This window comes from Pseudomonas sp. IT-P260 (genome assembly GCF_949768395.1).
Taxonomy (GTDB): domain Bacteria; phylum Pseudomonadota; class Gammaproteobacteria; order Pseudomonadales; family Pseudomonadaceae; genus Aquipseudomonas; species Aquipseudomonas parakoreensis.
Window position 1 is genome coordinate 82,652 of sequence record NZ_CATKPO010000011.1, and the last position, 22,472, is coordinate 105,123.

Genomic DNA, 22,472 nt, shown 5'->3' on the forward strand with positions numbered 1-22,472 from the left:
TGTGGGAGCGAGCCTGCTCGCGAAAGCGGTGGATCAGCCAACATTGTTGTCGACTGACACTCCGTCTTCGCGAGCAGGCTCGCTCCCACAGGGGTGTTGCGTGATTCAGGACTACCGGGTTATTGCCCCGGAATATCCTTGCGCAGCTTCACCGGGTCCTGCTGTTTTTTCTTCCTGGCGATCGCGGTGCGCATCTTGATGTTGATCGCTTCCACCGCCAGCGAGAACGCCATGGCGAAGTAGACGTAGCCTTTCGGCACGTGTACGTCGAACGACTCGGCGATCAGCACGGTACCGACCACCAGCAGGAACGACAGCGCCAGCATCTTCAGCGACGGGTGCTTGTCGATAAATTCGCTGATCTTGCCCGAGGCCGCCATCATCACCAGCACGGCGACGACGATTGCCGCGACCATCACCGGTACATGGGAGACCATGCCGACGGCGGTGATCACCGAATCCAGCGAGAACACGATGTCGATGATCGCGATCTGGATGATGGTGTAGAGGAAATTGCCGCCCTTGCCCGAAGGCTCGTCGCCGCTTTCGTCTTCGCCTTCGAGCGCGTGGTACATCTCCTGCGAGCTCTTCCACAGCAGGAACAGGCCACCGAAGAACAGGATCAGGTCGCGCCCGGAAATGCCCTGGCCGAACACCACGAACAGGTCGGCGGTGAGGCGCATGACCCAGGTGATCGACAGCAGCAACAGGATCCGCGTGATCATCGCCAGACCCAGGCCGAAGATCCGCGTGCGCTGCTGCATGTGCTTGGGCATGCGGCTGACCAGGATCGAAATCATGATGATGTTATCGATGCCCAGAACGATTTCCAGGGCGGTCAGGGTAAAGAAGGCAACCCAGATTTCGGGGTTGGTCAGCCAATCCATGTGTATTCCTTTGAGCGAGTGTTAAACCATGACGCCAGCAAGCAGCTGGCGTCATGGTGAGTGAATGCCGTTACAACGTGCTGAACAGCGGGAAAGTCCCCAGCAGCAAGGCGGCCACTAGTATGCACAGGCAGACCAGCACTGCCCACTTCAGAGTGAAACGCTGGTGGTCACCGAACTCGATACCGGCCAGCGCCACCAGCAGGTACGTCGACGGCACCAGCGGGCTGAGCAAGTGGACGGGCTGACCGACGATCGAGGCACGGGCCATTTCCACCGCGGTGATGCCGTAATGGCTGGCCGCTTCGGAGAGCACTGGCAACACACCGTAGTAGAACGCGTCGTTCGACATGAAGAAGGTGAACGGCATGCTCACCAGCGCCGTGATTACCGCGAGATAGGGCCCGAGGAAGTCCGGGATCACCGCCAACAGACTTTTCGACATGGCGTCGACCATGCCGGTTCCGGACAGGATACCGGTGAAGATGCCCGCAGCGAAAATCAGACTGACCACCGACAGCACGCTGCCGGCGTGGGCCGCCACGCGGTCCTTCTGCATTTGCAGGCACGGGTAGTTGACGATCATCGCGATGCTGAACGCCACCATGAACAGCACCGGCAGCGGCAACAGGCCGGCGATCAGGGTGCACATCAGCGCCAGGGTCAGCAGGCCGTTGAACCAGATCAGCTTCGGACGACGGGCATCGGGGAACTGCGACACGCTGATTTCGCTGTGATCGATCTCGTCGCCGATCAGGTGCAGCTCGCCCAGACGCGCACGCTCACGTTTGCCGTAGAAGTAGGCAATGATCAGGATCGCCACCACACCGGCAGCCATCGCCGGGATCATCGGCACGAAGATGTCCGACGGGTCGACGTGCAGCGCACTGGCGGCGCGAGCGGTCGGGCCACCCCACGGGGTCATGTTCATCACGCCACCGGCAAGGATGATCAGACCGGCCATGATCCGCGGGCTCATGCCGATGCGGCTGTACAGCGGCAGCATGGCGGCCACGCAGATCATGTAAGTGGTCGCGCCGTCACCATCGAGGGAGACGACGAGCGCCAGCACGGCGGTACCGACCGAAACTTTCAACGGGTCGCCCTTGACCAGTTTGAGGATCTTGCGCACGGCCGGGTCGAACAGGCCGGAGTCGATCATCAGGGCGAAGTACAGAATGGCGAACATCAGCATCACGCCGGTCGGCGCAAGCTTGGTAATGCCTTCGAGCATCATCGGGCCGATCTTCGGCGCGAAACCACCGAACAGGGCGAACAGGATCGGAATGATGATCAGGGCGATCAGCGCAGACAGGCGCTTGGTCATGATCAGGAACATGAACGTGATGACCATGGCGAAGCCAAGGAAAGTCAGCATGGGATTACTCCAGGCGTAGCGCGGCTAATTGAGTGAGCGGATCGCAGGGGATCAGCGCAGAACGGGAAGCACGGGACGTACGGGCGGAGTTTCAGCGAGAAGGCGGGCTACAGAGGACATCAGAATCACCATTGTTGTTGTTAATTGGGCCTTGCGTGCGAGCGATCACACGCATCGGCCAACCGGTCTGTTGCCGGTAGTGGCGGCGATCCTAATCGGGCAACCTTTCAGCTACCTTTCGTTGACCGGAAAACAGACAGGTCAAGCGGTCGCATCGCGCCCATCCAGATTGCGTGCTCGGTGTGATCGAGCAAATCGTCACCGGTGTCGGGGTGAAGGAACACCACCAGGCCCTTGCGATTGAGCGCCAGCCACGGCAATACCTCGCCGATCATCTGCGGACCGAAGGCCAGCTGGCAGCTCCAGTCAGGGTGCGGGCCGACCGGGCGTTCATGGACGCGGCCCATCTTCAATGGAAACAACTGCGCGGCTTGCTCACACAACGCGCGTGCCTGATCGATGGTATCGGCATCGAAATAGACGTGGGCGTGGTAGCCCTTGATCGCTGGCATCTGAAACCCTCGGAAATCGGTTCGAACCCTGGGCGGTGCCCATATGTCACACGCCATACAAGGGATTATAAAAAGGATCAGCCATGAAAAATGCCGAAACCCCGACGGTGAAAGTGGTGCTCTATGGTGCCATGGCCAGCCTGGGCGGTGCGTTGATGGCTGAGTTGCTGCGACGCCAGCACGAAGTCATCACGATTCTCGACGATTTGAACGTACTCGCGCCACGTCCCGGGCTGCGCACCAAAAGCGGCGATTTGTTCGATGCCGAGCGGGTCAAGCAAAGCGTAGCGGGCAGCTCGGCAGTGATCTGTCTGCTTGATGCACCGGGCTTGCCGTTCAACAGCGACCATGTGGAAAGGTCCGTGGTGCTTGGACCGGTGGAACAAGTGCTGGCAGTCGATGCGTTGGTCGACGGCCTGCAAGCAGCCAATGTTTCACGGCTGTTTCTGGTGGGGAATTTTGCCGTGCTCGACGAACCGGATCTGGACGACGGCCTGCAACGCCACGCTGCCGAAGAAATCCGCGAGGCCCTGCAAAGCAGTCCGTTGCAGTGGACGCTGGTGAACGCGCCTCACGGCGTGGCGGGGCTGACCATCGAGCATTTCAGTCAGGTCGGCGGCAATCTCGAGCCGGGGCTGGCGGAGCCGCTGGAACGGCTGAACCGGGTCGCGGTGGGGATTGCCGATGAGCTGCGGCTGAACCTGCATGTGGGGCAGCATGTGAATTTTGTGGCGACGTCGGGTACGTAAAAGATCGCAGCCTGCGGCAGCTCCTACAGGGAGTTGCTTTTGATGTTCAAACCGCAATCGATGGCAATGCCACCCCGGCAAGGGATTCGGCGCTACTGGCCTGTTCGGCCATCAACCAGTCGACAAATTGCTGAATCAACGCGCCCCGGCGTTTGCGCTGCGGCAGCACCACGTAATAACCCAGGCGCGACAACGTGGTCTCGGCGATCGGCCGACACAGCAAGCCCTGGGTCAGCAAGTTATCCACAAGGTGGCGCCAGCCGATGGCCACGCCTTGGCCGCCAATCGCCGCTTGAATCAACAGCGTGTAGTTGTCGAAGCGCAATTGCCCCGGTGCCGGCGGGGTACTGATGCCGAGTTCGCGAAACAGCCCGCTCCAGTCAAACCAGTTGCTGCTGTTTTCCCCGCGCAGATGCAGCAGCGGGAACTCCAGCAACGTCTGGGCAGGCAAGGGCAGGGCGCGTTCCTTGAGCAGTTGCGGGCTGCACACCGGGAACACTTCTTCGCTGAACAGCCAATGGCTTTCGCCCTGTTTGAATCGGCCGTCACCAAACAGCACCGCCACGTCGATGTCGGTGCGCAGCATGTTGTGGTTGCGCTCGCTGGTGACCAGGCTGACATCGACGTTCGGGTTGGCTTCGTGGAAGCGGTGCAGGCGCGGCATCAGCCAGTAGGCGGCGAAAGCGAAATCGGTGGCGACTTGCAATACCTCGTGTTGTTGCTGCGTGCTGATCGCACTCAATCCTGCGTCGATATTCTGCAAACCGAGCTGAACCTGCTCGAACAGAATCGCGCCGCCCTCGGTCAGTTCGATGCCACGATAGATCCGGTCAAACAGTCGTGCTCCCAGCTGTTCTTCCAGGCGCTTGATCTGCTGGCTGATCGCTGGCTGCGTGGTGCCCAGCTCAACCGCCGCCGCAGTAAAACTGCGATGACGGGCCGCCGCTTCGAAAGCGCGCAACAGGTCGAGAGACAGATTGCCGAGGGCTTCATACATAAGCTGTGCTTATCCTAGTCATTGTCCGGGGCGGGCTTTACCCGACAGAGCATGGACTCCATGCTCGATCGCAGCAATGTCGCATAACTATTCACTATGGAATGCCGCGATCACATGAAGCGCAAGAACATTCTTTTCATCATGGCCGATCAAATGGCCGCGCCAATGTTGCCGATCTACGGCCCGTCGCCGATCAAACTGCCGAATCTTTCGCGCCTCGCCACTCAGGGCGTGGTGTTCGATGCCGCTTACTGCAACAGCCCGCTGTGCGCGCCGTCGCGTTTCACCCTGGTCAGTGGCCAACTGCCGAGCAAGATCGGCGCCTACGATAACGCCGCCGATTTCCCCGCCGACATTCCGACTTACGCCCACTACCTGCGCCGCCTCGGCTACCGCACCGCGCTGTCAGGCAAGATGCATTTCTGCGGCCCGGACCAATTGCACGGCTACGAAGAGCGTCTGACCAGCGACATCTACCCGGCCGACTACGGCTGGGCGGTGAACTGGGACGAACCGGACGTGCGCCCGAGCTGGTATCACAACATGTCGTCGGTGTTGCAGGCCGGGCCGTGCGTGCGCACCAATCAGCTCGACTTCGACGAAGAGGTGGTGTTCAAGGCCCAGCAATACCTGTTCGACCACATTCGCGAGGACGGCGACCAACCGTTCTGCCTGACCGTGTCGATGACGCACCCACACGACCCGTACACCATTCCCAAGGCGTTCTGGGATATGTACGACGATGCGGATATCCCGCTTCCAACGACGCCTGATCAACATTCCCTTGATCCACACTCGCAACGCCTGCTCAAGGTCTACGACCTGTGGGACAAGCCACTGCCTGTGGATAAAATCCGCGACGCGCGACACGCATACTTCGGTGCTTGCAGCTATATCGATGCCAACGTCGGCAAACTCCTGCAAACCCTCGAAGATTGTGGACTGATGGAAGACACCGTCATCGTCTTCTCCGGCGACCATGGCGACATGCTGGGAGAGAAGGGCCTCTGGTACAAAATGCACTGGTTCGATATGGCCGCTCGCGTGCCCCTGTTGATAAGTGCACCCGGCCAGTTCAAATCGGGCCGTGTCAGCTCTGCCGTCTCCACCGCCGACCTGTTGCCGACCTTCGTCGAACTGGCCGGCGGCAGCCTGGAACCGAATCTGCCGCTGGACGGCCGCTCCTTGGTGCCGCATCTGCAAGGGCAGGGCGGGCATGACGAAGTGTTCGGCGAATACATGGCCGAAGGCACGGTCAGCCCGCTGATGATGATCCGCCGCGGCGCCTACAAATTTATCTACAGCGAAAGCGACCCGTGCCTACTCTTTGATGTACACAACGATCCGCGTGAACTCGAAGAACTCAGCCAGTCGCCACAACATCGCCAACTGTTCGCCGATTTTCTCGCCGAAGCGCGGGCCAAGTGGGACATGCCGGCCATCCACCGCGAGGTCCTCGCCAGCCAGCGCCGCCGTCGTTTTGTCGCCGATGCCCTGACCATCGGCAAGCTGAAGAGCTGGGATCACCAGCCGCTGGTGGATGCCAGTCAGCAGTACATGCGTAACCACATCGACCTCGACGATCTGGAACGCAAGGCCCGTTATCCACAACCCTGCCAAAACCAATAATGTAAGGGGAAGTCCATGCGCAAGTTATCCACAGCACTGACGATAGGCCTGCTGGCTCTGGGCAGCGCCTCGGCATTTGCCGAGCAAAGCTGCGAAACGGTGAAAATGGCCGACCCGGGTTGGAGTGACATCGCCGCGACCAACGCCATCACCGGGTTTCTGCTGGACGGCATGGGCTACAAGGCCAAGGTCGACACCCTCGCAGTGCCGATCACCTTCGGCGGTCTGAAGGACGGCCAGGTGGATGTCTTTCTCGGCAACTGGATGCCGGCGCAGCAGGGCTTCTACGACAAGTTCGTCGCCACCGGCGACGTCACGCAACTGGCGAAGAACCTCGACGGCACCGAATTCACCCTGGCTGTCCCGGATTATGTGTGGGACGCCGGTGTGCATAACTTTGCCGACCTGAACAAACACGCCGACAAATTCGAGAAGAAAATCTACGGCATCGGCTCCGGTGCACCCGCGAACATTTCGCTGCAGGAAATCATCAAGAAGAACGACTTCGACCTCGGCCAGTGGAAGCTGATCGAGTCCAGCGAGCAGGCGATGCTCGCTGAAGTATCGCGGGCAGTGAAAAAGCAGAAATTCGTCACCTTCCTCGGCTGGACCCCGCACCCGATGAACGTGCAGTTGAAGATGCATTACCTCAAAGGCGGCGAGAAGTATTTCGGCGACACCGGCAGCGTCTACACCCTGACGCGCAAGAGCTACGCCGAGGCTTGCCCGAACGTGGGCAAGTTGCTGACCAACCTGTCGTTCACCCAGGACATGGAGAACAGCATCATGGCCGAGGTGGTGAACAAGAAAGTCAGCAATACCGAAGCGGTAAAGGCATGGATCAAGGCCAATCCGGCGGTGCTGGACAAGTGGCTGGAGGGGGTGAAGACCGTGGATGGCAAGGATGCTTTGCCAGCGGTGAAGGCCAAACTCTGATCCAGTCCAACCCGCTTCTTGTAGTGAGGGGATTTATCCCCGATGGGCCGCAAAGCGGCCCTTTAATCTGAATTCACGGTATGTCAGATCTACCGCGACTAGTGGATTCAGGACTGCTTCGCAGCCCATCGGGGATAAATCCCCTCACCACAATGACCGTACTGTCCTGTTAGGCTTTACCTGAAACCCACACACCACGAGGCCCCATGGCCCTGCCCAGTCGCCACTCACTCTTCCCCTTCCTGACCTGGCTGCCGCGGCAAACCCGCGCCAGTGTCGGCCGGGATCTGGTCGTTGGCCTCAGCGGTGCCATTCTCGCGCTACCGCAGTCAATCGCCTACGCGCTGATCGCCGGCCTGCCCCCGGAATACGGCCTCTACGCCGCGATCATCCCGGTGCTGATCGCCTGTCTGTGGGGTTCGTCGTGGCATCTGATTTGCGGCCCAACCGCAGCGATCTCGATTGTGCTGTATGCCAGCGTCAGTCCCTTGGCCGTGCCCGCGTCGCAGGACTACATCACGCTGATCCTGTTGCTGACCTTCCTTGCGGGAATTTTTCAGTGGCTGCTGGGGTTGCTGCGCTTCGGCGCTTTGGTGAATTTTGTCTCGCATTCAGTGGTGCTCGGTTTCACCCTCGGCGCGGCAGTCGTGATTGCCATCGGCCAGTTACCCAATCTGCTGGGGCTGGACCTGCCGGCCAAAGCCACGGCGCTGGCCAGTCTGATGGATTTGCTGAACCACCTCAGAGCTGTGGATAAACCCTCTTTGCTGCTCGGCCTGGCCACCGTGGTGGTTGGCGTGGTGCTGAAACAACTGCTGCCGCGCTGGCCGACATTGTTGATTACGTTGGTGTTGGCCAGCCTGCTGGTGTGGCTGTGGCCATCAATGTTCGGCCATGTACATCGGGTCAGCGCCTTTGTCGGGCGCTTGCCGCCGTTCAGTGGCTTGCCACTGGATCTGGATCTGATCCTGCGCTTGCTGCCGAGCGCCGTGGCGGTGGGCATGCTCGGGCTGGTCACCAGCCTGTCGATTGCCCGTTCGATTGCCGCGCGTTCGCAGCAGTTGCTCGATGCCAATCAGGAAGTCCGCGCGCAGGGTTTATCGAACATTGTCGGGTCTTTCTTTTCCGGATCGCTGTCAGCCGGCTCGTTCACCCGCTCGGGCCTGAGTTACGAAGCGGGTGCCTGCTCGCCGCTGGCCGGGGTGTTTTCGGCAATCTGGGTCGCGCTGTTCGCGATTTTCGGCGCCGGGCTGATTTCGCACATCCCCATCCCGGCCATGGCCGGGAGCATTCTGCTGATTGCCTGGGGTTTGGTGGATCATCGCGGGATCCGCTCATTGCTGCGCGTCAGCCGCGCCGAGTTCGTGGTCATGGCGCTGACCTGCCTTGCCACGCTGCTGCTGGAATTGCAGACGGCAATCTACGCCGGGGTGCTGGCGTCGCTGTTCTTCTACCTCAAACGCACTTCGCAACCGCGGGTGCAGCATTGGCGCGAGGGCGAGGAGGACGTGCTGCGGGTCGGCGGCTCGATCTTCTTTGGCGCCAGCCATTACCTGCAAGTGCGCCTGCAACGGCTGCATGGCGCGCGGGTGGTGATCGAAGCGCAGCAGATCAACTTCATCGATTATTCGGGGGTGGAGATGCTGCATCAGGAGGCGCGGCGCCTGCTGCGTCAGGATCGCAGTCTGACCCTGCGCCGGGCGCGGCCGCAGGTGGTGGAGGAGTTGCGCAAGCTGGAAGGGCCGGAGAAATGCCCGATCCGGTTTGAGGACTGACCTGTCGGCCATACCAGACCTCTGTGGCGAGGGAGCTTGCTCCCGCTGGCTGCGCAGCTGCCCAAACCCGATGGAGGGCGCTTCGCACCCGAGCGGGAGCAGGCTCCCTCGCCACAAAGGCTCTGTTATTGCGCCAACTGACGACGCAGCTCGGCCAATACCGGCGCCGTATCCGGACGCACTCCGCGCCACAGGAAAAACGCCTCGGCAGCCTGTTCAGCCAGCATCCCCAGACCATCCATCGACACCGCCGCGCCATGCTCGCTGGCCCAACGGCAGAACGCGGTCGGTTCCTTGCCGTACATCATGTCGTAGCACAGGGTCTGGCCCGGCTCGATCAAGCTTGCTGCAATCGGTGGCACGTCGCCGGTGAGGCTGGCGGAGGTGGCGTTGATGATCACGTCCACCGGCTCCTGCAACCAGTCGAAACCACTGGCCGACACCGGCCCCAGATCACAGAACAACTCCGCCAGCAGCTCGGCTTTGTCCACCGTACGATTGGCGATGATCACCGACGCCGGTTTTTCCGCCAGCAACGGCTCCAGCGCGCCACGCACCGCGCCGCCAGCGCCGAGCAGCAGAATGCGCTTGCCGGTCAGGCTGAACCCGGCATTCACCGTCAGGTCACGGACCAGGCCGGCGCCGTCGGTGTTGTCGCCCAGCAGCGAACCGTCGGCCAGTTTGCTCAAGGTGTTCACCGCACCAGCGCGTTGTGCACGGGCGGTCAGGCTGTTCGCCAGACGATAGGCCTCTTCCTTGAACGGCACGGTGACGTTGGCGCCACGACCTTCCTGGAAGAACGCCGTGGCGCAGGCACTGAAGCCGTCCAGCGGCGCCAGCAGGGTGTTGTAGTCCAGGCGCTGCCCGGTCTGTTCGGCGAACAGTTTGTGAATCATCGGCGACTTGCTGTGGCCGATCGGGTTACCGAAAACGACGTAACGATCCATCAACAGTCCTCAGGCCTGGGCCAGCCAGTCGCGGTCTTGCAGGAAGTAGTCGGTCAGGCGCGCTTCCTCGCTACCGGGCTCGGCCTTGAAGTCATAGGCCCAGCGCACTTGCGGCGGCAGCGACATGAGAATCGACTCGGTACGCCCGCCCGATTGCAGGCCGAACAGCGTGCCACGGTCGTAAACCAGGTTGAACTCGACGTAACGGCCACGGCGGAATTCCTGGAATTCACGCTGTTTGGCGCTGAACGCCTCGTGCTTGCGGCGCTGCACGATTGGCAGGTAAGCGTCGATGTAGGCGTCACCGATGGCGCGCATGAAGGCGAAACTGGTGTCGAAGTCCCACTCGTTCAGGTCATCGAAAAACAGGCCGCCGATGCCCCGCGGTTCGTGGCGATGCTTGATGTGGAAGTAGGTGTCGCACCACGCCTTGTAACGCGGATAGACGTCCGCCCCGAACGGCGCGCAGGCTTGCTCGGCGACGCGGTGCCAGTGGATGCAGTCTTCTTCGTTGCCGTAATACGGGGTCAGGTCGAAGCCGCCGCCGAACCACCAGACGGGTTCTTCACCTTCCTTCTCGGCGATGAAAAAGCGCACGTTAGCGTGGGATGTTGGCACATGTGGATTGTGCGGGTGGATCACCAGCGATACGCCGAGGGCTTCGAAACCGCGACCGGCCAGTTCCGGACGATGGGCGCTGGCCGACGGCGGCAGACCGCTGCCGAACACGTGGGAAAAGTTGACGCCACCCTTTTCGATCACCGCACCGTTCTCGATCACGCGGGTACGACCGCCACCACCGGCAGGCCGGGTCCAGGCGTCTTCGACGAAGCGCGTGCCGCCGTCCTCGGTTTCCAGCGCGGCGCAGATGCGGTCTTGCAGGTCGAGCAGATAGGCCTTTACGGCGTCGGTGCGGGTCGTCATGGCTTCACCTTGAATCGGGCATAACTACGCGCACGCCCCGCAGGCAGGGGGCGGCGCAAATGGGCGCGTAGCATAACACCGCAGGCAAGCGTGCCGCAGTTGACGAAGATCAAGCAGGGGAGTTGGATAGGGGGCTTACAAACGACCCAAGGAGAGCAGGCAGATGGCAAAGCGTATCCAGTTCCGTGCCCATGGCGGTCCCGAAGTGCTCGAGTATGTTGACTACCAGCCCGCCGCGCCCGGCCCGAATCAGGTGCGGGTGGCCAACAAGGCGATCGGCCTGAACTTCATCGACACCTATTACCGCAGCGGTCTGTATGCCCCGCCAGCCTTGCCGTCCGGCCTGGGCGCGGAAGGTGCCGGTATCGTCGATGCGGTGGGCAGCGACGTCACCCGGTTCAAGGTCGGCGACCGCGTCGCCTACGGCAGCGGCCCGTTGGGTGCCTACAGCGAGTTGCACACCCTGCCCGAAGCCAATCTGGTGAAGCTGCCGGACGAGATCAGCTTCGAGACCGCTGCCGGGGTCATGCTCAAGGGCCTCACCGTACAGTATCTGCTGCGCCAGACCTATGAACTCAAGGGCGGCGAAACCATTCTGTTCCACGCTGCTGCCGGGGGTGTCGGTTCGCTGGCCTGCCAATGGGCCAAGGCGCTGGGCGTGAAACTGATCGGTACGGTCAGCTCGAAGGAAAAAGCCGAACTGGCCAAGGCCAACGGCGCCTGGGCGACCATCGATTACAGCCACGAAAACGTGGCAGAGCGGGTGCTGGAGCTGACCGATGGCCAGAAAGTCCCGGTGGTGTACGACGGCGTCGGCAAGGACACCTGGCTGACATCGCTCGACAGCGTCTCGCCGCGCGGACTGGTGGTGAGTTTCGGCAACGCCTCCGGTGCAGTGGACGGGGTCAATCTGGGGATTCTCGCGGCAAAGGGTTCGTTGTACGTGACCCGGCCAACCCTGGCGACCTACGCCAACAACGCCGAGAACCTGCAGCGCATGGCCGACGAGCTGTTCGAGATGATCATCAGCGGCAAGCTCAAGGTCGACATCAGCCAGCGCTATTCACTGGCTGATGCGGCGAAGGCGCAGACCGAACTGTCGGCGCGACGCACCACCGGCTCGACCATCCTGCTGCCCTGATCCACCTTCGGTGGCTTGCCAGTCAGGGTTGTAACGCCCTGGCTGGCAACACCGTTCGAACGCGTTCAACACCTCGGCAGATGACACTCCAACGGTTTCTGCACCAAATGGCCAACCGTCGCGTGATCCGGCGGTTGAACCGCCGCGAGGATTTGCCGCCATTCGGCTGACACCACCCAGTAATCGCCGCGTGCGCGCTGTTCGATGTGCAGTGCGTTGGAGGCGATCGGCATCAGCCCGAAACGCTGGTAAAAGCGCAGCTGTTGCGATCTGCACAACGCGGTCACGCCCTTATAGCCGCGTTTGATGGCCCATTCGGTAGCGGCTGCCAACAGACCATTGACCGCGATCGGTAGCTGATTGGGTGTGTAGGAGATCAAGCGGCTGAATTCGACATGGCGCGACAGCGCCGCCGTGGGAGAAACGTGTTGCTGCGCCAGCGATACCCATTCGAACGGTGCCGGAGTCGCCCTCAATACCGCCAGCAGTTGATCGTGGCGATACAGCAGAAAGTGAGTACTGCGCGACTTTATCGCCAGTCTGGTTTCGAGCATCCGCGCCCGTGAAGTCAGCATGTAATGCTGCAGCCGAAGCCGAAATTGTCGATCGACAAACCGGTCGAACTCCTGAGTATCCGCCCCCGCCTCAAGCATCACGATGCGACACCCGTCATGGTGACTCTTCAACGTCACCTGAAGCGCCCGCAGGTAATCCGTGAGTTGCAAATTCGTAGTGTCCATTCTTTCTCCGCAGACCTTAACTTATCGAAGTGTTTCAAGTGCAGGGAAAGGATGGTTGCTTTTGGCAATTCCGCCACGCCAGAAAGTCTGATAATCAAGTGGGAAATATCAATGAATACGGACACTTGGCGACTTTTCCGACATGGAAAACAGCGTCATTGCAGGATAAATCGCAGGCACGCGTAGTCTTCCTCGCCATTCAGGCGAGGAAGACTCACGGTAAAGGTTTTCGACTCAGGATCAGTCGGGACGAATGACCTTGCCGGTTGCCAGATCGCGGATCACGCTGGGGTTCTTGCGCCCACCCAGTTGGCCGCCGAGGATCAGATCGATCTGCCCACGGAAATACTGCTCGACGCGCAACCGCGTGCGCGCCGCCGGCCGCCCCTGCGGGTTGGCCGAAGTCGAGATCAACGGCCCGACCATCGAGCACAGATCCCGCACCTGCGGATGATCGCTGACCCGCAAAGCCACGGTGTCGTGCACGCCCGTCACCCATTCCGGCAACAGGTTCTGATGCGGCACCAGCCAGGTGTTCGGCCCCGGCCAGGTGCTGGCCATGCGGTCGATCCATTCTTGCGGGAAATCTTCGAACAGGAAGTCGAACTGACGGATATTGTCGGCGACCAGGATCAGGCCCTTGTCCACCGAACGGTTCTTGATCGCCAGCAGTCGATCCACCGCCTCTTCATTCCACGGGTCGCAACCCAGCCCCCAGACGGCTTCGGTTGGATAGGCAATCACCGCCCCGGCGCGAATCTCTCGTGCGGCTTGTTGCACACGCCAACTGTTGACCATGAAAAAACTCTCCGCAAACAGGTTTTGCGCAGTTTACCGATCTTCCCTGTAAAACCTAGCGTGTCCTGGCCAGCCAGCGACCGTTTTCACACACCGCACGGCCGTCCATTTCCAGTTCGGTCAGCGCCGCCAGCACTTTGGGCAACGCCCAGCCACAGCTGTCGGCCAAAGCCTCACTGGTGTGCGGCGCTGCATGCAGCAAGGCAAGCAACGGGTGTCCGGCCTCCGGCATCTCTGTGGATAACGGCAGCTGCTGCCAGCCGCGCAGGGCTTCGAGGATGTGTTCGATGGTTTCCACCAGCACCGCACCGTCGCGGATCAACTGGTGACAGCCACGCGCGCCGGGGTGGTGAATCGAGCCAGGAATCGCATAGACCTCGCGGCCCTGTTCCGCCGCCAGTCGCGCGGTGATCAGCGAACCGCTGGCGACACTGGCCTCGACCACCAGCACGCCCAGGGACAGACCGCTGATGATCCGGTTGCGTCGGGGAAAATTGCTCGCCGTCGGGCCGGCGTCCAGGGGAAACTCTGAAAGCACCGCGCTGCCGGAGGCGATCATTGCATCGGCAAGGCGTCGATTGCGCTGTGGATAAAATTTTTCCAGTCCCGTGCCAAGCACGCCGACGGTTTGTCCGCCGACGTCCAGCGCCGCTTGATGGGCCGCCGCATCGATACCCAGCGCCAAACCACTGGTGATGACAAAACCGGCCCCGGCCAGGCTACGGGAAAACGCTGCGGCGGTGTCCATGCCCGGACGTGAAGCACGGCGACTGCCAACCATCGCCAGTTGCGGTTTTTCCAGCATCAGCGGATTGCCGGCCACAAACAACAGCGGTGGCGGGTCGGGAATCTGCGCCAGCAGCGCCGGATAATCCGCTTGATCCCACATCAGCACATGCTGCTGCGGCTGCTCTAGCCAGCGCAATGCATGGCTGGCGCCATCGCGCACTTCGCAACTGCGCCGAGCGTCACTGCACGCCGCCGGCAAACCCAGCGCACGCCAGGCACTGCCTGGCGCACTGATGGCTTTTGACGCCGAGCCGAAGGCTTCAAGCAGCTTGGCAAAACGTTTCGGGCCGATTTCCGGCAAGCGGTGCAGGCGCAAACGCGCTTCCAGCTCCGCGGGGGAAATGGAGGTACTGGCAGACAGCATCATGGATCATCCTTGACTGTTATAAGTCCCGAACCATTCGGAACAAGCTGTGGATAACTCTGTTGGTAACTTGTTAAGCCTGCTAAGGATTTCGCACCTTGTCGAGCACCGCCAACGAGCGTGATGCGTTGAGTACGAGGCCGTAACTGAGCTTGTCGTAGGTGCGGAACACCATCAGCAGACCGGCCCGTTCGTCAGGAATTTTCAGCGGCTGGCCGGTGATCCGGTCACGCACGGTTTCCCCGGTTTTCATCACCACCAGCACATTGCCTTCGGCGAGGCCGTCGCGCTTGCCTTTGTTCAGGGTGACCACGTCCATCACGCCGATCTGCGTGACGCCGCGCGGCACGTCGATGATCAGGCCGTTGATGTTGGTGCTCGGGGCGCTGGGCATGAAGGTCGAATTGACCGAGCGCTCTTCGCCGCTGAACAGGCGGTCGCCCAGACGCACTTCCTGAGTGGTGCGTTGCAGGGCGAGGGTGGCGACGTCGCCTTCGGTAGCGACGATTTCACCGCCACCGATATCGTCGGCGTTGATCCCCAGGAACTCCTTGGTCTGCGGGTCGGTATAGACCTTGCCCTGGCGGAAGATGCCGTACACCGGCTGATTCGGGTCGAAATGCCCGCGGGCGAAGATTCGGTCACCGGTGCCGCTCAACACGCGCTCGGCATCGCCGGCGACGATGTACGGCGCCTTGTCGAAGTCCTCGACCTTGTCGACGATGCGGTTGCTCAGCAGAAAGCTGTTGATCGATTTCAGCGGAATGCTCGGAATCGCCTCGGCCACCGGGCTGGTGCGGATGCGTGGCGACAGCTTGATGGTGCCCCGTGACTCGCCGCGCTTGAGGGTCAGTTGCGGCTGGCCGTTGACGTAACTGAGCGTCAGCGTGTCGCCGGGGTAGATCAGGTTGGGGTTTTCAATTTGCGGATTGGCCCGCCACAGCTGTGGCCATTGCCAGGGCTCGCGCAGGTATTTGCCGGAAATGTCCCAGAGGGTGTCTCCCGAAACCACCGTGTATTGCTGTGGAAAACCATCCCTGAGTTGCACTTGCCCTTGCGCAGCCGCGGCCGAAGCCAGAAGCAGCAGGGCGAGTAGTGTTTTCCTCATGCAGCGAATCCCTTTATCATGTGCGTTCGCGTGAACCGTCAGAGCCCCCGTGGCTCGCTACTGCAAATTGCATTAGCTACGCTTCACAACGGTAGCCTGCATCTTCGGACCTGCCAGGCCATCGACCCGACTTTACTCAATACGTGCAGCAATCAGCCTATGGCCATTTTAAACATCCTCGAATTCCCGGACCCGCGTCTGCGTACTATCGCCAAGCCTGTGGCTGTAGTGGACGACGAAGTGCGTCAGTTGGTCGATGACATGTTTGAAACAATGTATGAAGCGCCGGGCATCGGCCTCGCCGCGACCCAGGTCAACGTGCACAAACGTATCGTCGTGATGGACCTTTCCGAAGACCGCACCGAACCCCGGGTGTTCATCAACCCCGAGTTCGAATCGCTGACCGACGAGATGGATCAATACCAGGAAGGCTGCCTGTCGGTGCCGGGCTTCTACGAAAACGTCGACCGCCCGCAGAAGGTCAAAATCAAGGCACTGGACCGCGATGGCCAGCCTTACGAACTGATCGCCGAAGGCCTGCTCGCGGTGTGCATCCAGCACGAGTGCGACCACCTCAATGGCAAGTTGTTCGTCGATTACCTGTCCACGCTCAAACGCGACCGGATCAAGAAGAAACTGGAAAAGCTGCACCGCCAGAACGCTTGATGCCCCTCTTCAAAGGCTTGCTGCGGCAAGCCTTTTTCTTTTTATGAGACTCCTTTCATGACTGAGCCACTGCGCATCGTTTTTGCCGGCACCCCGGAATTCGCCGCCGAACATCTCAAGGCCCTGCTGAACAGCCCTTACGAGATCGTTGCGGTCTACACCCAACCGGATCGTCCGGCCGGTCGTGGACAAAAACTGATGCCGAGCCCGGTTAAGCAGTTGGCGCAGGAAAATAATATCCAGGTGTTGCAGCCGCCGACCCTGCGCAACGCTGAGGCTCAGGCTGAACTCGCCGCACTGAAGCCGGACTTGATGGTGGTGGTCGCCTACGGCCTGATCCTGCCGCAAGCGGTGCTGGATATTCCGCGCCTTGGCTGCATCAACAGCCACGCTTCGCTGCTGCCACGCTGGCGCGGTGCGGCGCCGATCCAGCGCGCCGTGGAACACGGTGATGCCGAAAGCGGCGTGACCGTGATGCGCATGGAAGCGGGCCTCGACACCGGACCGATGCTGCTCAAGGTCGTGACCCCGATCAGCGCCAACGACACCGGCGGCACGCTGCACGACCGCCTCGCTGAAATGGGTCCGCCCGCCGTGGTCCAGGCAATTGCCGGTCTGGCCGCCGGAACCCTCGAAGGCGAAGTGCAGAACGACGAGCTCGCCACCTATGCCCACAAACTGAACAAAGACGAAGCGCGCCTCGACTGGAGCCGTCCGGCGGTCGAACTGGAGCGTCTGGTCCGCGCTTTCAACCCATGGCCGATCACCCACAGCACCCTCAATGGTGAAGCGCTGAAAGTGCTGGCCGCAACGCTGGCTGACGGCAAAGGCGCACCGGGTGAAATCCTCAGCGCCAGCAAGGACGGTCTGATCGTCGCCTGCGGTGTGCAGGCGCTGTGCCTGACCCGCCTGCAACTGCCGGGCGGCAAGGCGCTGAACTTCAGCGACCTGTTCAACAGCCGTCGCGAGAAATTCGCCGTCGGCACCGTGCTCGGCGCCATGGTGGCCGCGCAATGAACCCGCGTCTGGCCGCCGCCAAGGCACTCGCCGCCGTGCTCAGCGGCAAGGCGTCGCTGAACAGCTCCCTGCCGACGCAACTGGACAAGGTCGAAGACCGTGATCGCGGTTTCACCCAGGATCTGGCGTTCGGTACTGCGCGCTGGCAGCCACGGCTGTCGGCGCTGGCGGAAAAACTTTTGCAGAAGCCGTTCAAGGCTGCCGACGCCGATGTCGAGGCGTTGCTGCTGGTCGGTCTCTATCAACTGCTCTACACCCGCGTGCCACCCCACGCGGCCATCGGCGAAACCGTCGGTTGCGCGGACAAGCTGAAAAAGCCGTGGGCCAAGGGGTTGCTCAACGCCGTGCTGCGCAACGCCCAGCGCGAAAGCGAGACGATTTTCGCGGAACTTGAGCGCGACCCGGTGGTGCGCACCGCCCACCCGCGCTGGCTGCAAAAATCCCTGAAAGCCTTCTGGCCGGAACAATGGGAAGCGATCTGCGCGGCGAACAACGCGCATCCGCCGATGATCCTCCGGGTCAACCGCCGACATCACGGCCGCGACGCCTACCTCGGCATGCTCAGCGACGCTGGCATCGCTGCCACGCCGTGTGTTTACAGCCGTGACGGCATCGTGCTCGAAGCCGCCACCGACGTGCGCAGCCTGCCGGGTTTTGCCGAAGGCTGGATCAGCGTGCAGGACGAAGCCGCGCAACTGGCCGCCGATCTGCTCGATCTGGCCCCGGGCCAACGGGTGCTCGACGCCTGCTGCGCCCCCGGTGGCAAGACCTGCCACATCCTCGAAGCCGAACCGGCGCTGGCCGGCGTGGTGGCCGTGGATCTGGAAGCCAAGCGTCTGGTGCGCGTAAAGGAGAACCTTGAGCGGCTGGGCCTGAGCGCCGAACTGATCGCTGCCGACGGCCGCGATACCGCAGCATGGTGGGACGGCAAGCCGTTCCAGCGCATCCTGCTCGACGCGCCATGCTCGGCCACCGGCGTGATCCGCCGCCACCCGGACATCAAGCTGACTCGTCAGGCCGACGACATCGCCGCCCTCGCGCAACTGCAAGGCGAACTGCTCGACGCCCTGTGGAAAACCCTCGAAGTCGGCGGCATCCTGCTCTACGCCACGTGCTCGACCTTGCCGACCGAGAACACCGAAGTCATCGCCGCGTTTCTCGAGCGCACGCCGGGTGCCCGCGAACTGGATCTGGCGACCACCGCCGGGATCAAACAGCCCCACGGTCGCCAACTGCTGGCCCAGCAGGGCGGGCATGACGGGTTCTACTACGCCAAGCTGATCAAGATCGCTGCCGCGCGCGGCTAAACGGATTCAACGGAGTGACTGGATGAAAATCATCATCCTCGGTGCGGGGCAGGTCGGCGGTTCGCTGGCCGAACACCTGGCGAGCGAAGCCAACGACATCACCGTGGTCGATACCGACGGCGAACGCCTGCGCGACCTCGGCGACCGTCTCGACATCCGCACCATTCAGGGCCGCGGTTCGCTGCCGTCGGTGCTGCGTCAGGCCGGCGCCGACGATGCCGACATGCTGGTGGCGGTGACCAACAGTGACGAGACCAACATGGTCGCCTGCCAAGTCGCGCACACGCTGTTCCACACCCCGACCAAAATCGCCCGGGTGCGCGAAGCGTCCTACCTCAATCGCGAAGAACAGCTGTTCCAGAATGAAGCGATTCCGGTCGACGTGCTGATCAGCCCCGAGCAGGTGGTGACCAACTACATCAAGCGTCTGATCCAGCATCCGGGCGCGCTGCAAGTGATCGACTTCGCCGAAGGCCAGGCGCAACTGGTGGCGGTGCGTGCCTATTACGGCGGCCCCTTGGTGGGCCAGCAACTGCGCCAGTTGCGCGAGCACATGCCGAATGTGGAGACGCGGGTCGCGGCGATTTTCCGCCGTGACCGGCCGATCCTACCGCAGGGCGATACGGTGATCGAGGCCGATGACGAAGTTTTCTTCATCGCCGCCCGTGAGAACATTCGCGCAGTGATGAGCGAAATGCGCCGTCTCGACGAAACCTACAAGCGCATCGTGATTGCCGGTGGCGGGCAGATCGGCGAGCGTCTGGCCGAGGCCATCGAAAGCCGCTATCAAGTAAAGATCATCGAGATGAACCCGGCACGCTGCCGCTATCTCTCCGACACCCTCGACAGCACCGTGGTGTTGCAGGGCAGCGCGTCGGACCGTGATCTGCTGCTGGAAGAGAACATTGCCGACGCCGACATCTTCCTCGCGCTGACCAACGATGACGAAGCCAACATCATGTCGTCGCTGCTGGCCAAACGGCTGGGGGCGAAGAAGGTGATGACGATCATCAACAACCCGGCGTACGTCGACCTGATCCAGGGGGGCGACATCGACATCGCTATCAGCCCGCAACTGGCGACCATCGGCACCTTGCTCGCTCACGTACGGCGTGGCGATATCGTCAGTGTGCATTCACTGCGTCGGGGTGCGGCGGAAGCCATTGAGGCGATTGCCCACGGCGATGCGAAGTCGAGCAAGGTCATCGGCCGGCCGATCGAGAAAATCGGCCTGCCGCCGGGCAGCACGATCGGGGCGATCATCCGCAACGAAGAAGTGATCATCGCCCACGACGATACGGTGATCGAAACGGGTGACCATGTGATTCTGTTCCTTGTGGATAAAAAGCATATCCGCGATGTGGAGAAGCTGTTTCATGTGGGTCTGAGCTTCTTCTGAGTTTTGCGCTGACGGCACTGGCCCCTTCGCGAGCAGGCTCGCTCCCACATTTGGAATGCGTTTCCCCTGCTCGCGAAGGCGGTCTCACTAAACCCCATCAATACCTGCCCCGCACGAAAGGAACCCACCCATGCTCGAATCCCTGGAAAAAATGCTCGCCAAGGGTGTGGATAACTCATTGCTGCGCTTCGGCCTGGGCAAGGGTTATCTGGATCTGGGGGAGAACGCCAAGGCTGCCGAACATTTTCAGCGCTGCGTCGGCTTCGATCCGAAGTACTCGGCGGCGTGGAAGCTATTGGGCAAGGCCCAGCTTGCACTGGGCGAGCACGCCGCCGCGCGGCAGGCGTGGGAGCAAGGTCTGGAAGCCGCCCGCGCCCATGGCGACAAGCAGGCGGAGAAGGAAATGACCGTGTTTCTGAAGAAGCTCGACCGCCAGGCGCAATAAGCTAGAGATAACGCAGGCCAATGCCCTCGGCATCCACCGTCACCACCTCCATTCGCACCCGTGGCGCGCCTGTGGGTAAACCCTGCACCTGACCATAGACCACCGCACCTTTGGGCAACGAAGCCAGGCCTGGGTGCTGGACATACACGCCGGTAGCCGACAGATTGCGCGTCTGCCCCAGGCACTCACCGAAGCTGTCGTGGGTGATCTTGATGCGGAAGGATTTGCGTTGTTCGGACATCTTTATGCGCCCTTGTATGAACGAGGCTGTGGATAAGCCGCAGAATCTGGATCAAAGGATCGCAGCCTGCGGCAGCTCCTGCAGGTTATCCACAGAGTGTGCCAACTTGCTCAGTACCAGCGCGCTTCGCCCGGCGGACGTTTCTTGAAGCGCTTCATGCTCCACATGTACTGGCTCGGATACGCCGCGACGTAGCGCTCGACCACTTTGCTCATGGCCGCACAGGACTCCTCGGTATCGGTGCTGTACATGGCTTCGGGCGCCGCCTCGAGGATCACTTTGTAGCCGGAACCGTCCGGCAAGCGCAGGGCATGCAGGAACACGCCGACCGCTTTGCCGCCGGCGAGCATGTTCGGCACGAATTTGCTGGTCAGTGCCTGGGTGGCGAAGAACGGCACGAAAATCCCGGCGGATTCGGCCGGTTCCGGGTCAGCCGGAATGCCCACTGCACCACCTTTGCGCACTTCCTTGATCACGCTGAGGATGCCTTCCTTGGTGGAAGCAGCGACTTTGTTGCCCAGTTGCACGCGTTGCTTGCGCAGCAATTCATCCACCGCCTTGAGCTTTGGCGGGCGGTAGAAAATGATCGGTTTGCACTGGCTGCAATAGAAGTGGTTGAGCACTTCCCAGTTGCCCAGGTGGCTGGTGATGCCGACCACACCTTTGCCCGAGGCCAGCGCCTCCTTGAGGATGTCGAGGCCTTCGACTTCGCGCACCAGATCGATCGAACGCTGGGCCGGCCAGATCCAGGCGCAGGCGCTTTCGGTCAGGGATTTGCCGATGTCTTTCAGGCTCTGGCCGACCAGACGCTCACGTTCGGCCGGGTCCATCTGTGGAAAACATTTGGAAAGGTTGATCCGCACCACGTCGCGGGAACGGTTGGGGGTTTTCCACATGATCCAGCCGATCGCCGAACCCACGGCCTGCACGGCCCGCCATGGCAGCAGGGCAAACAGCCGCAGAGCGCCTACCAGCAAGGCGCCTTTAAACTTTTCCACAGGTCACTCCTGATTTTGTGCTGTGCGCGAGGCGGCCATTCTAACCGCCGTTGACCAGCTGCGCGTAGCGGTCACAGTCCTGAGTGTGATCCATGACCATGCCCGAAGCCTGCATCAGTGCGTAGCAAATGGTTGGGCCGACGAAGGTGAAACCGGCCTTTTTCAGGGCCTTGCTCATGGCCAGCGCTTCGGGCGTGATCGCCGGGACTTCGCTGCGATCCTTGAAATGATTGATGATCGGGCGGTCGCCGACAAACGACCAGAGAAACGCCACCGGGTCTTCCAGCGCCAGCCAGGCCTGGGCATTGCGCCGGGCGGCATTGAGTTTGAGGCGGTTGCGGATGATCCCCGGATCAAGCATAAATTCAGCGATTTCGGCGTCGCTCATCTGCGCCACACGCTGCACGTCGAAGCCGTACAACACCTCGCGGTAGCGCTCGCGTTTGCGCAACACGGTGATCCACGACAGCCCGGCCTGGAACCCTTCGAGCAAAAGCAACTCGAACAAACCCTGCGCATCGCGTAGCGGCGTGCCCCACTCCTGATCGTGATAAGCCATGTACAGTGGATCTTCGGTACACCAAAAGCAGCGTGGCATAAGGCTCCAGGGGGTGGAGGTGCGACTGAATCGGGTATACTCCCGCTCTTTAAATCGCAGCCCAAGA

23 protein-coding genes are annotated in these 22,472 nt (G+C 61.5%); 10 read left to right on the forward strand and 13 right to left on the reverse strand.

Going from position 1 to position 22,472, the window contains the following annotated elements:
* Nucleotides 1–119: 119 nt before the first annotated feature.
* The 3 genes from ACM6HV_RS07305 to ACM6HV_RS07315 form a co-directional block, all read right to left on the reverse strand.
* On the reverse strand, nt 120–887 hold the full coding sequence (locus ACM6HV_RS07305; RefSeq protein WP_108181251.1) for a TerC family protein: 768 nt from the start codon (nt 885–887) through the stop codon (nt 120–122).
* A gap of 70 nt (nt 888–957) precedes the next feature.
* Entirely contained in the window at nt 958–2,265 is a 1,308-nt protein-coding gene (locus tag ACM6HV_RS07310; RefSeq protein WP_007954069.1) for a CitMHS family transporter, read from the reverse strand.
* Nucleotides 2,266–2,492: 227 nt separating this feature from the next.
* Nucleotides 2,493–2,837, reverse strand: coding sequence for a DOPA 4,5-dioxygenase family protein (locus tag ACM6HV_RS07315; RefSeq protein WP_041073644.1), 345 nt, complete (start codon nt 2,835–2,837; stop codon nt 2,493–2,495).
* An 83-nt stretch (nt 2,838–2,920) separates the two neighbouring features.
* Between ACM6HV_RS07315 and ACM6HV_RS07320 the strand changes: the two genes are divergently transcribed.
* The gene (locus ACM6HV_RS07320; protein ID WP_414903852.1) at nt 2,921–3,586 is read left to right on the forward strand and encodes an NAD(P)-dependent oxidoreductase; all 666 of its coding nucleotides are present in this window, start codon (nt 2,921–2,923) and stop codon (nt 3,584–3,586) included.
* 46 nt (nt 3,587–3,632) lie between these two features.
* Here ACM6HV_RS07320 and ACM6HV_RS07325 read toward each other — a convergent pair whose 3' ends face one another.
* Nucleotides 3,633–4,583 carry a choline sulfate utilization transcriptional regulator gene (locus ACM6HV_RS07325; protein WP_414903853.1) on the reverse strand — a complete coding sequence of 317 codons (951 nt, stop codon included), beginning with the start codon at nt 4,581–4,583 and terminating at the stop codon, nt 3,633–3,635.
* A gap of 114 nt (nt 4,584–4,697) precedes the next feature.
* On the opposite strand from ACM6HV_RS07325, the gene betC reads away from it, so the two are divergent.
* The 3 genes from betC (at nt 4,698) to ACM6HV_RS07340 (ending at nt 8,923) form a co-directional block, all read left to right on the forward strand.
* On the forward strand, nt 4,698–6,212 hold the full coding sequence (gene betC / locus ACM6HV_RS07330) for a choline-sulfatase (protein WP_414903854.1): 1,515 nt from the start codon (nt 4,698–4,700) through the stop codon (nt 6,210–6,212).
* Nucleotides 6,213–6,227: 15 nt separating this feature from the next.
* Nucleotides 6,228–7,148, forward strand: coding sequence for a choline ABC transporter substrate-binding protein (gene choX, locus ACM6HV_RS07335; protein ID WP_414903855.1), 921 nt, complete (start codon nt 6,228–6,230; stop codon nt 7,146–7,148).
* Between the two features lie 206 nt (nt 7,149–7,354).
* Nucleotides 7,355–8,923 (forward strand): SulP family inorganic anion transporter, encoded by a 1,569-nt coding sequence (locus ACM6HV_RS07340; protein WP_145593874.1) that lies wholly within the window; start codon nt 7,355–7,357, stop codon nt 8,921–8,923.
* Between the two features lie 125 nt (nt 8,924–9,048).
* Here the strand turns inward: ACM6HV_RS07340 and aroE are convergent, their stop codons facing one another.
* Together aroE and hemF are read right to left on the reverse strand one after the other, a co-directional pair.
* On the reverse strand, nt 9,049–9,870 hold the full coding sequence (gene aroE, locus ACM6HV_RS07345) for a shikimate dehydrogenase (RefSeq protein WP_414903856.1): 822 nt from the start codon (nt 9,868–9,870) through the stop codon (nt 9,049–9,051).
* A gap of 9 nt (nt 9,871–9,879) precedes the next feature.
* Complete coding sequence (hemF, locus tag ACM6HV_RS07350; RefSeq protein WP_108181241.1) at nt 9,880–10,794, reverse strand: oxygen-dependent coproporphyrinogen oxidase; 915 nt, start codon at nt 10,792–10,794, stop codon at nt 9,880–9,882.
* 163 nt (nt 10,795–10,957) lie between these two features.
* Between hemF and ACM6HV_RS07355 the strand changes: the two genes are divergently transcribed.
* Nucleotides 10,958–11,935 (forward strand): NADPH:quinone reductase, encoded by a 978-nt coding sequence (locus ACM6HV_RS07355; protein WP_145593870.1) that lies wholly within the window; start codon nt 10,958–10,960, stop codon nt 11,933–11,935.
* A 65-nt stretch (nt 11,936–12,000) separates the two neighbouring features.
* On the opposite strand, the gene ACM6HV_RS07360 is transcribed toward ACM6HV_RS07355, so the two are convergent.
* The 4 genes from ACM6HV_RS07360 to ACM6HV_RS07375 form a co-directional block, all read right to left on the reverse strand.
* Nucleotides 12,001–12,675: a hypothetical protein gene (locus ACM6HV_RS07360; protein ID WP_414903857.1), complete on the reverse strand. Its 675-nt coding sequence runs from the start codon at nt 12,673–12,675 to the stop codon at nt 12,001–12,003.
* Nucleotides 12,676–12,915: 240 nt separating this feature from the next.
* A complete protein-coding gene (locus ACM6HV_RS07365; protein WP_007962683.1) occupies nt 12,916–13,473 on the reverse strand; it encodes an L-threonylcarbamoyladenylate synthase in 558 nt (185 codons plus the stop codon).
* A gap of 55 nt (nt 13,474–13,528) precedes the next feature.
* Nucleotides 13,529–14,629, reverse strand: coding sequence for a DNA-processing protein DprA (gene dprA, locus ACM6HV_RS07370; RefSeq protein ID WP_414903858.1), 1,101 nt, complete (start codon nt 14,627–14,629; stop codon nt 13,529–13,531).
* Nucleotides 14,630–14,708: 79 nt separating this feature from the next.
* Nucleotides 14,709–15,734, reverse strand: coding sequence for a LysM peptidoglycan-binding domain-containing protein (locus tag ACM6HV_RS07375; RefSeq protein WP_414903859.1), 1,026 nt, complete (start codon nt 15,732–15,734; stop codon nt 14,709–14,711).
* A gap of 159 nt (nt 15,735–15,893) precedes the next feature.
* Between ACM6HV_RS07375 and def the strand changes: the two genes are divergently transcribed.
* The 5 genes from def (at nt 15,894) to ACM6HV_RS07400 (ending at nt 20,568) form a co-directional block, all read left to right on the forward strand.
* Nucleotides 15,894–16,400 carry a peptide deformylase gene (gene def, locus ACM6HV_RS07380; protein ID WP_027610272.1) on the forward strand — a complete coding sequence of 169 codons (507 nt, stop codon included), beginning with the start codon at nt 15,894–15,896 and terminating at the stop codon, nt 16,398–16,400.
* 57 nt (nt 16,401–16,457) lie between these two features.
* The gene (gene fmt / locus ACM6HV_RS07385) at nt 16,458–17,417 is read left to right on the forward strand and encodes a methionyl-tRNA formyltransferase (RefSeq protein ID WP_414903860.1); all 960 of its coding nucleotides are present in this window, start codon (nt 16,458–16,460) and stop codon (nt 17,415–17,417) included.
* Nucleotides 17,414–18,724: a 16S rRNA (cytosine(967)-C(5))-methyltransferase RsmB gene (gene rsmB / locus ACM6HV_RS07390; protein ID WP_414903861.1), complete on the forward strand. Its 1,311-nt coding sequence runs from the start codon at nt 17,414–17,416 to the stop codon at nt 18,722–18,724. Before fmt ends, rsmB begins: the two co-directional genes overlap by 4 nt.
* 22 nt (nt 18,725–18,746) lie before the next feature.
* The gene (gene trkA, locus ACM6HV_RS07395; RefSeq protein ID WP_003220233.1) at nt 18,747–20,123 is read left to right on the forward strand and encodes a Trk system potassium transporter TrkA; all 1,377 of its coding nucleotides are present in this window, start codon (nt 18,747–18,749) and stop codon (nt 20,121–20,123) included.
* A gap of 130 nt (nt 20,124–20,253) precedes the next feature.
* Nucleotides 20,254–20,568: a tetratricopeptide repeat protein gene (locus tag ACM6HV_RS07400; protein WP_007960748.1), complete on the forward strand. Its 315-nt coding sequence runs from the start codon at nt 20,254–20,256 to the stop codon at nt 20,566–20,568.
* A gap of 1 nt (nt 20,569) precedes the next feature.
* Here ACM6HV_RS07400 and ACM6HV_RS07405 read toward each other — a convergent pair whose 3' ends face one another.
* The 3 genes from ACM6HV_RS07405 to tag form a co-directional block, all read right to left on the reverse strand.
* Nucleotides 20,570–20,809, reverse strand: a complete 240-nt coding sequence (locus tag ACM6HV_RS07405) for a PilZ domain-containing protein (protein WP_041073615.1) — start codon at nt 20,807–20,809, stop codon at nt 20,570–20,572.
* 110 nt (nt 20,810–20,919) lie between these two features.
* On the reverse strand, nt 20,920–21,807 hold the full coding sequence (locus ACM6HV_RS07410; RefSeq protein ID WP_041073613.1) for a lysophospholipid acyltransferase: 888 nt from the start codon (nt 21,805–21,807) through the stop codon (nt 20,920–20,922).
* A 40-nt stretch (nt 21,808–21,847) separates the two neighbouring features.
* Complete coding sequence (tag, locus tag ACM6HV_RS07415; RefSeq protein ID WP_414903862.1) at nt 21,848–22,405, reverse strand: DNA-3-methyladenine glycosylase I; 558 nt, start codon at nt 22,403–22,405, stop codon at nt 21,848–21,850.
* Between the last annotated feature and the right edge of the window lie 67 nt (nt 22,406–22,472).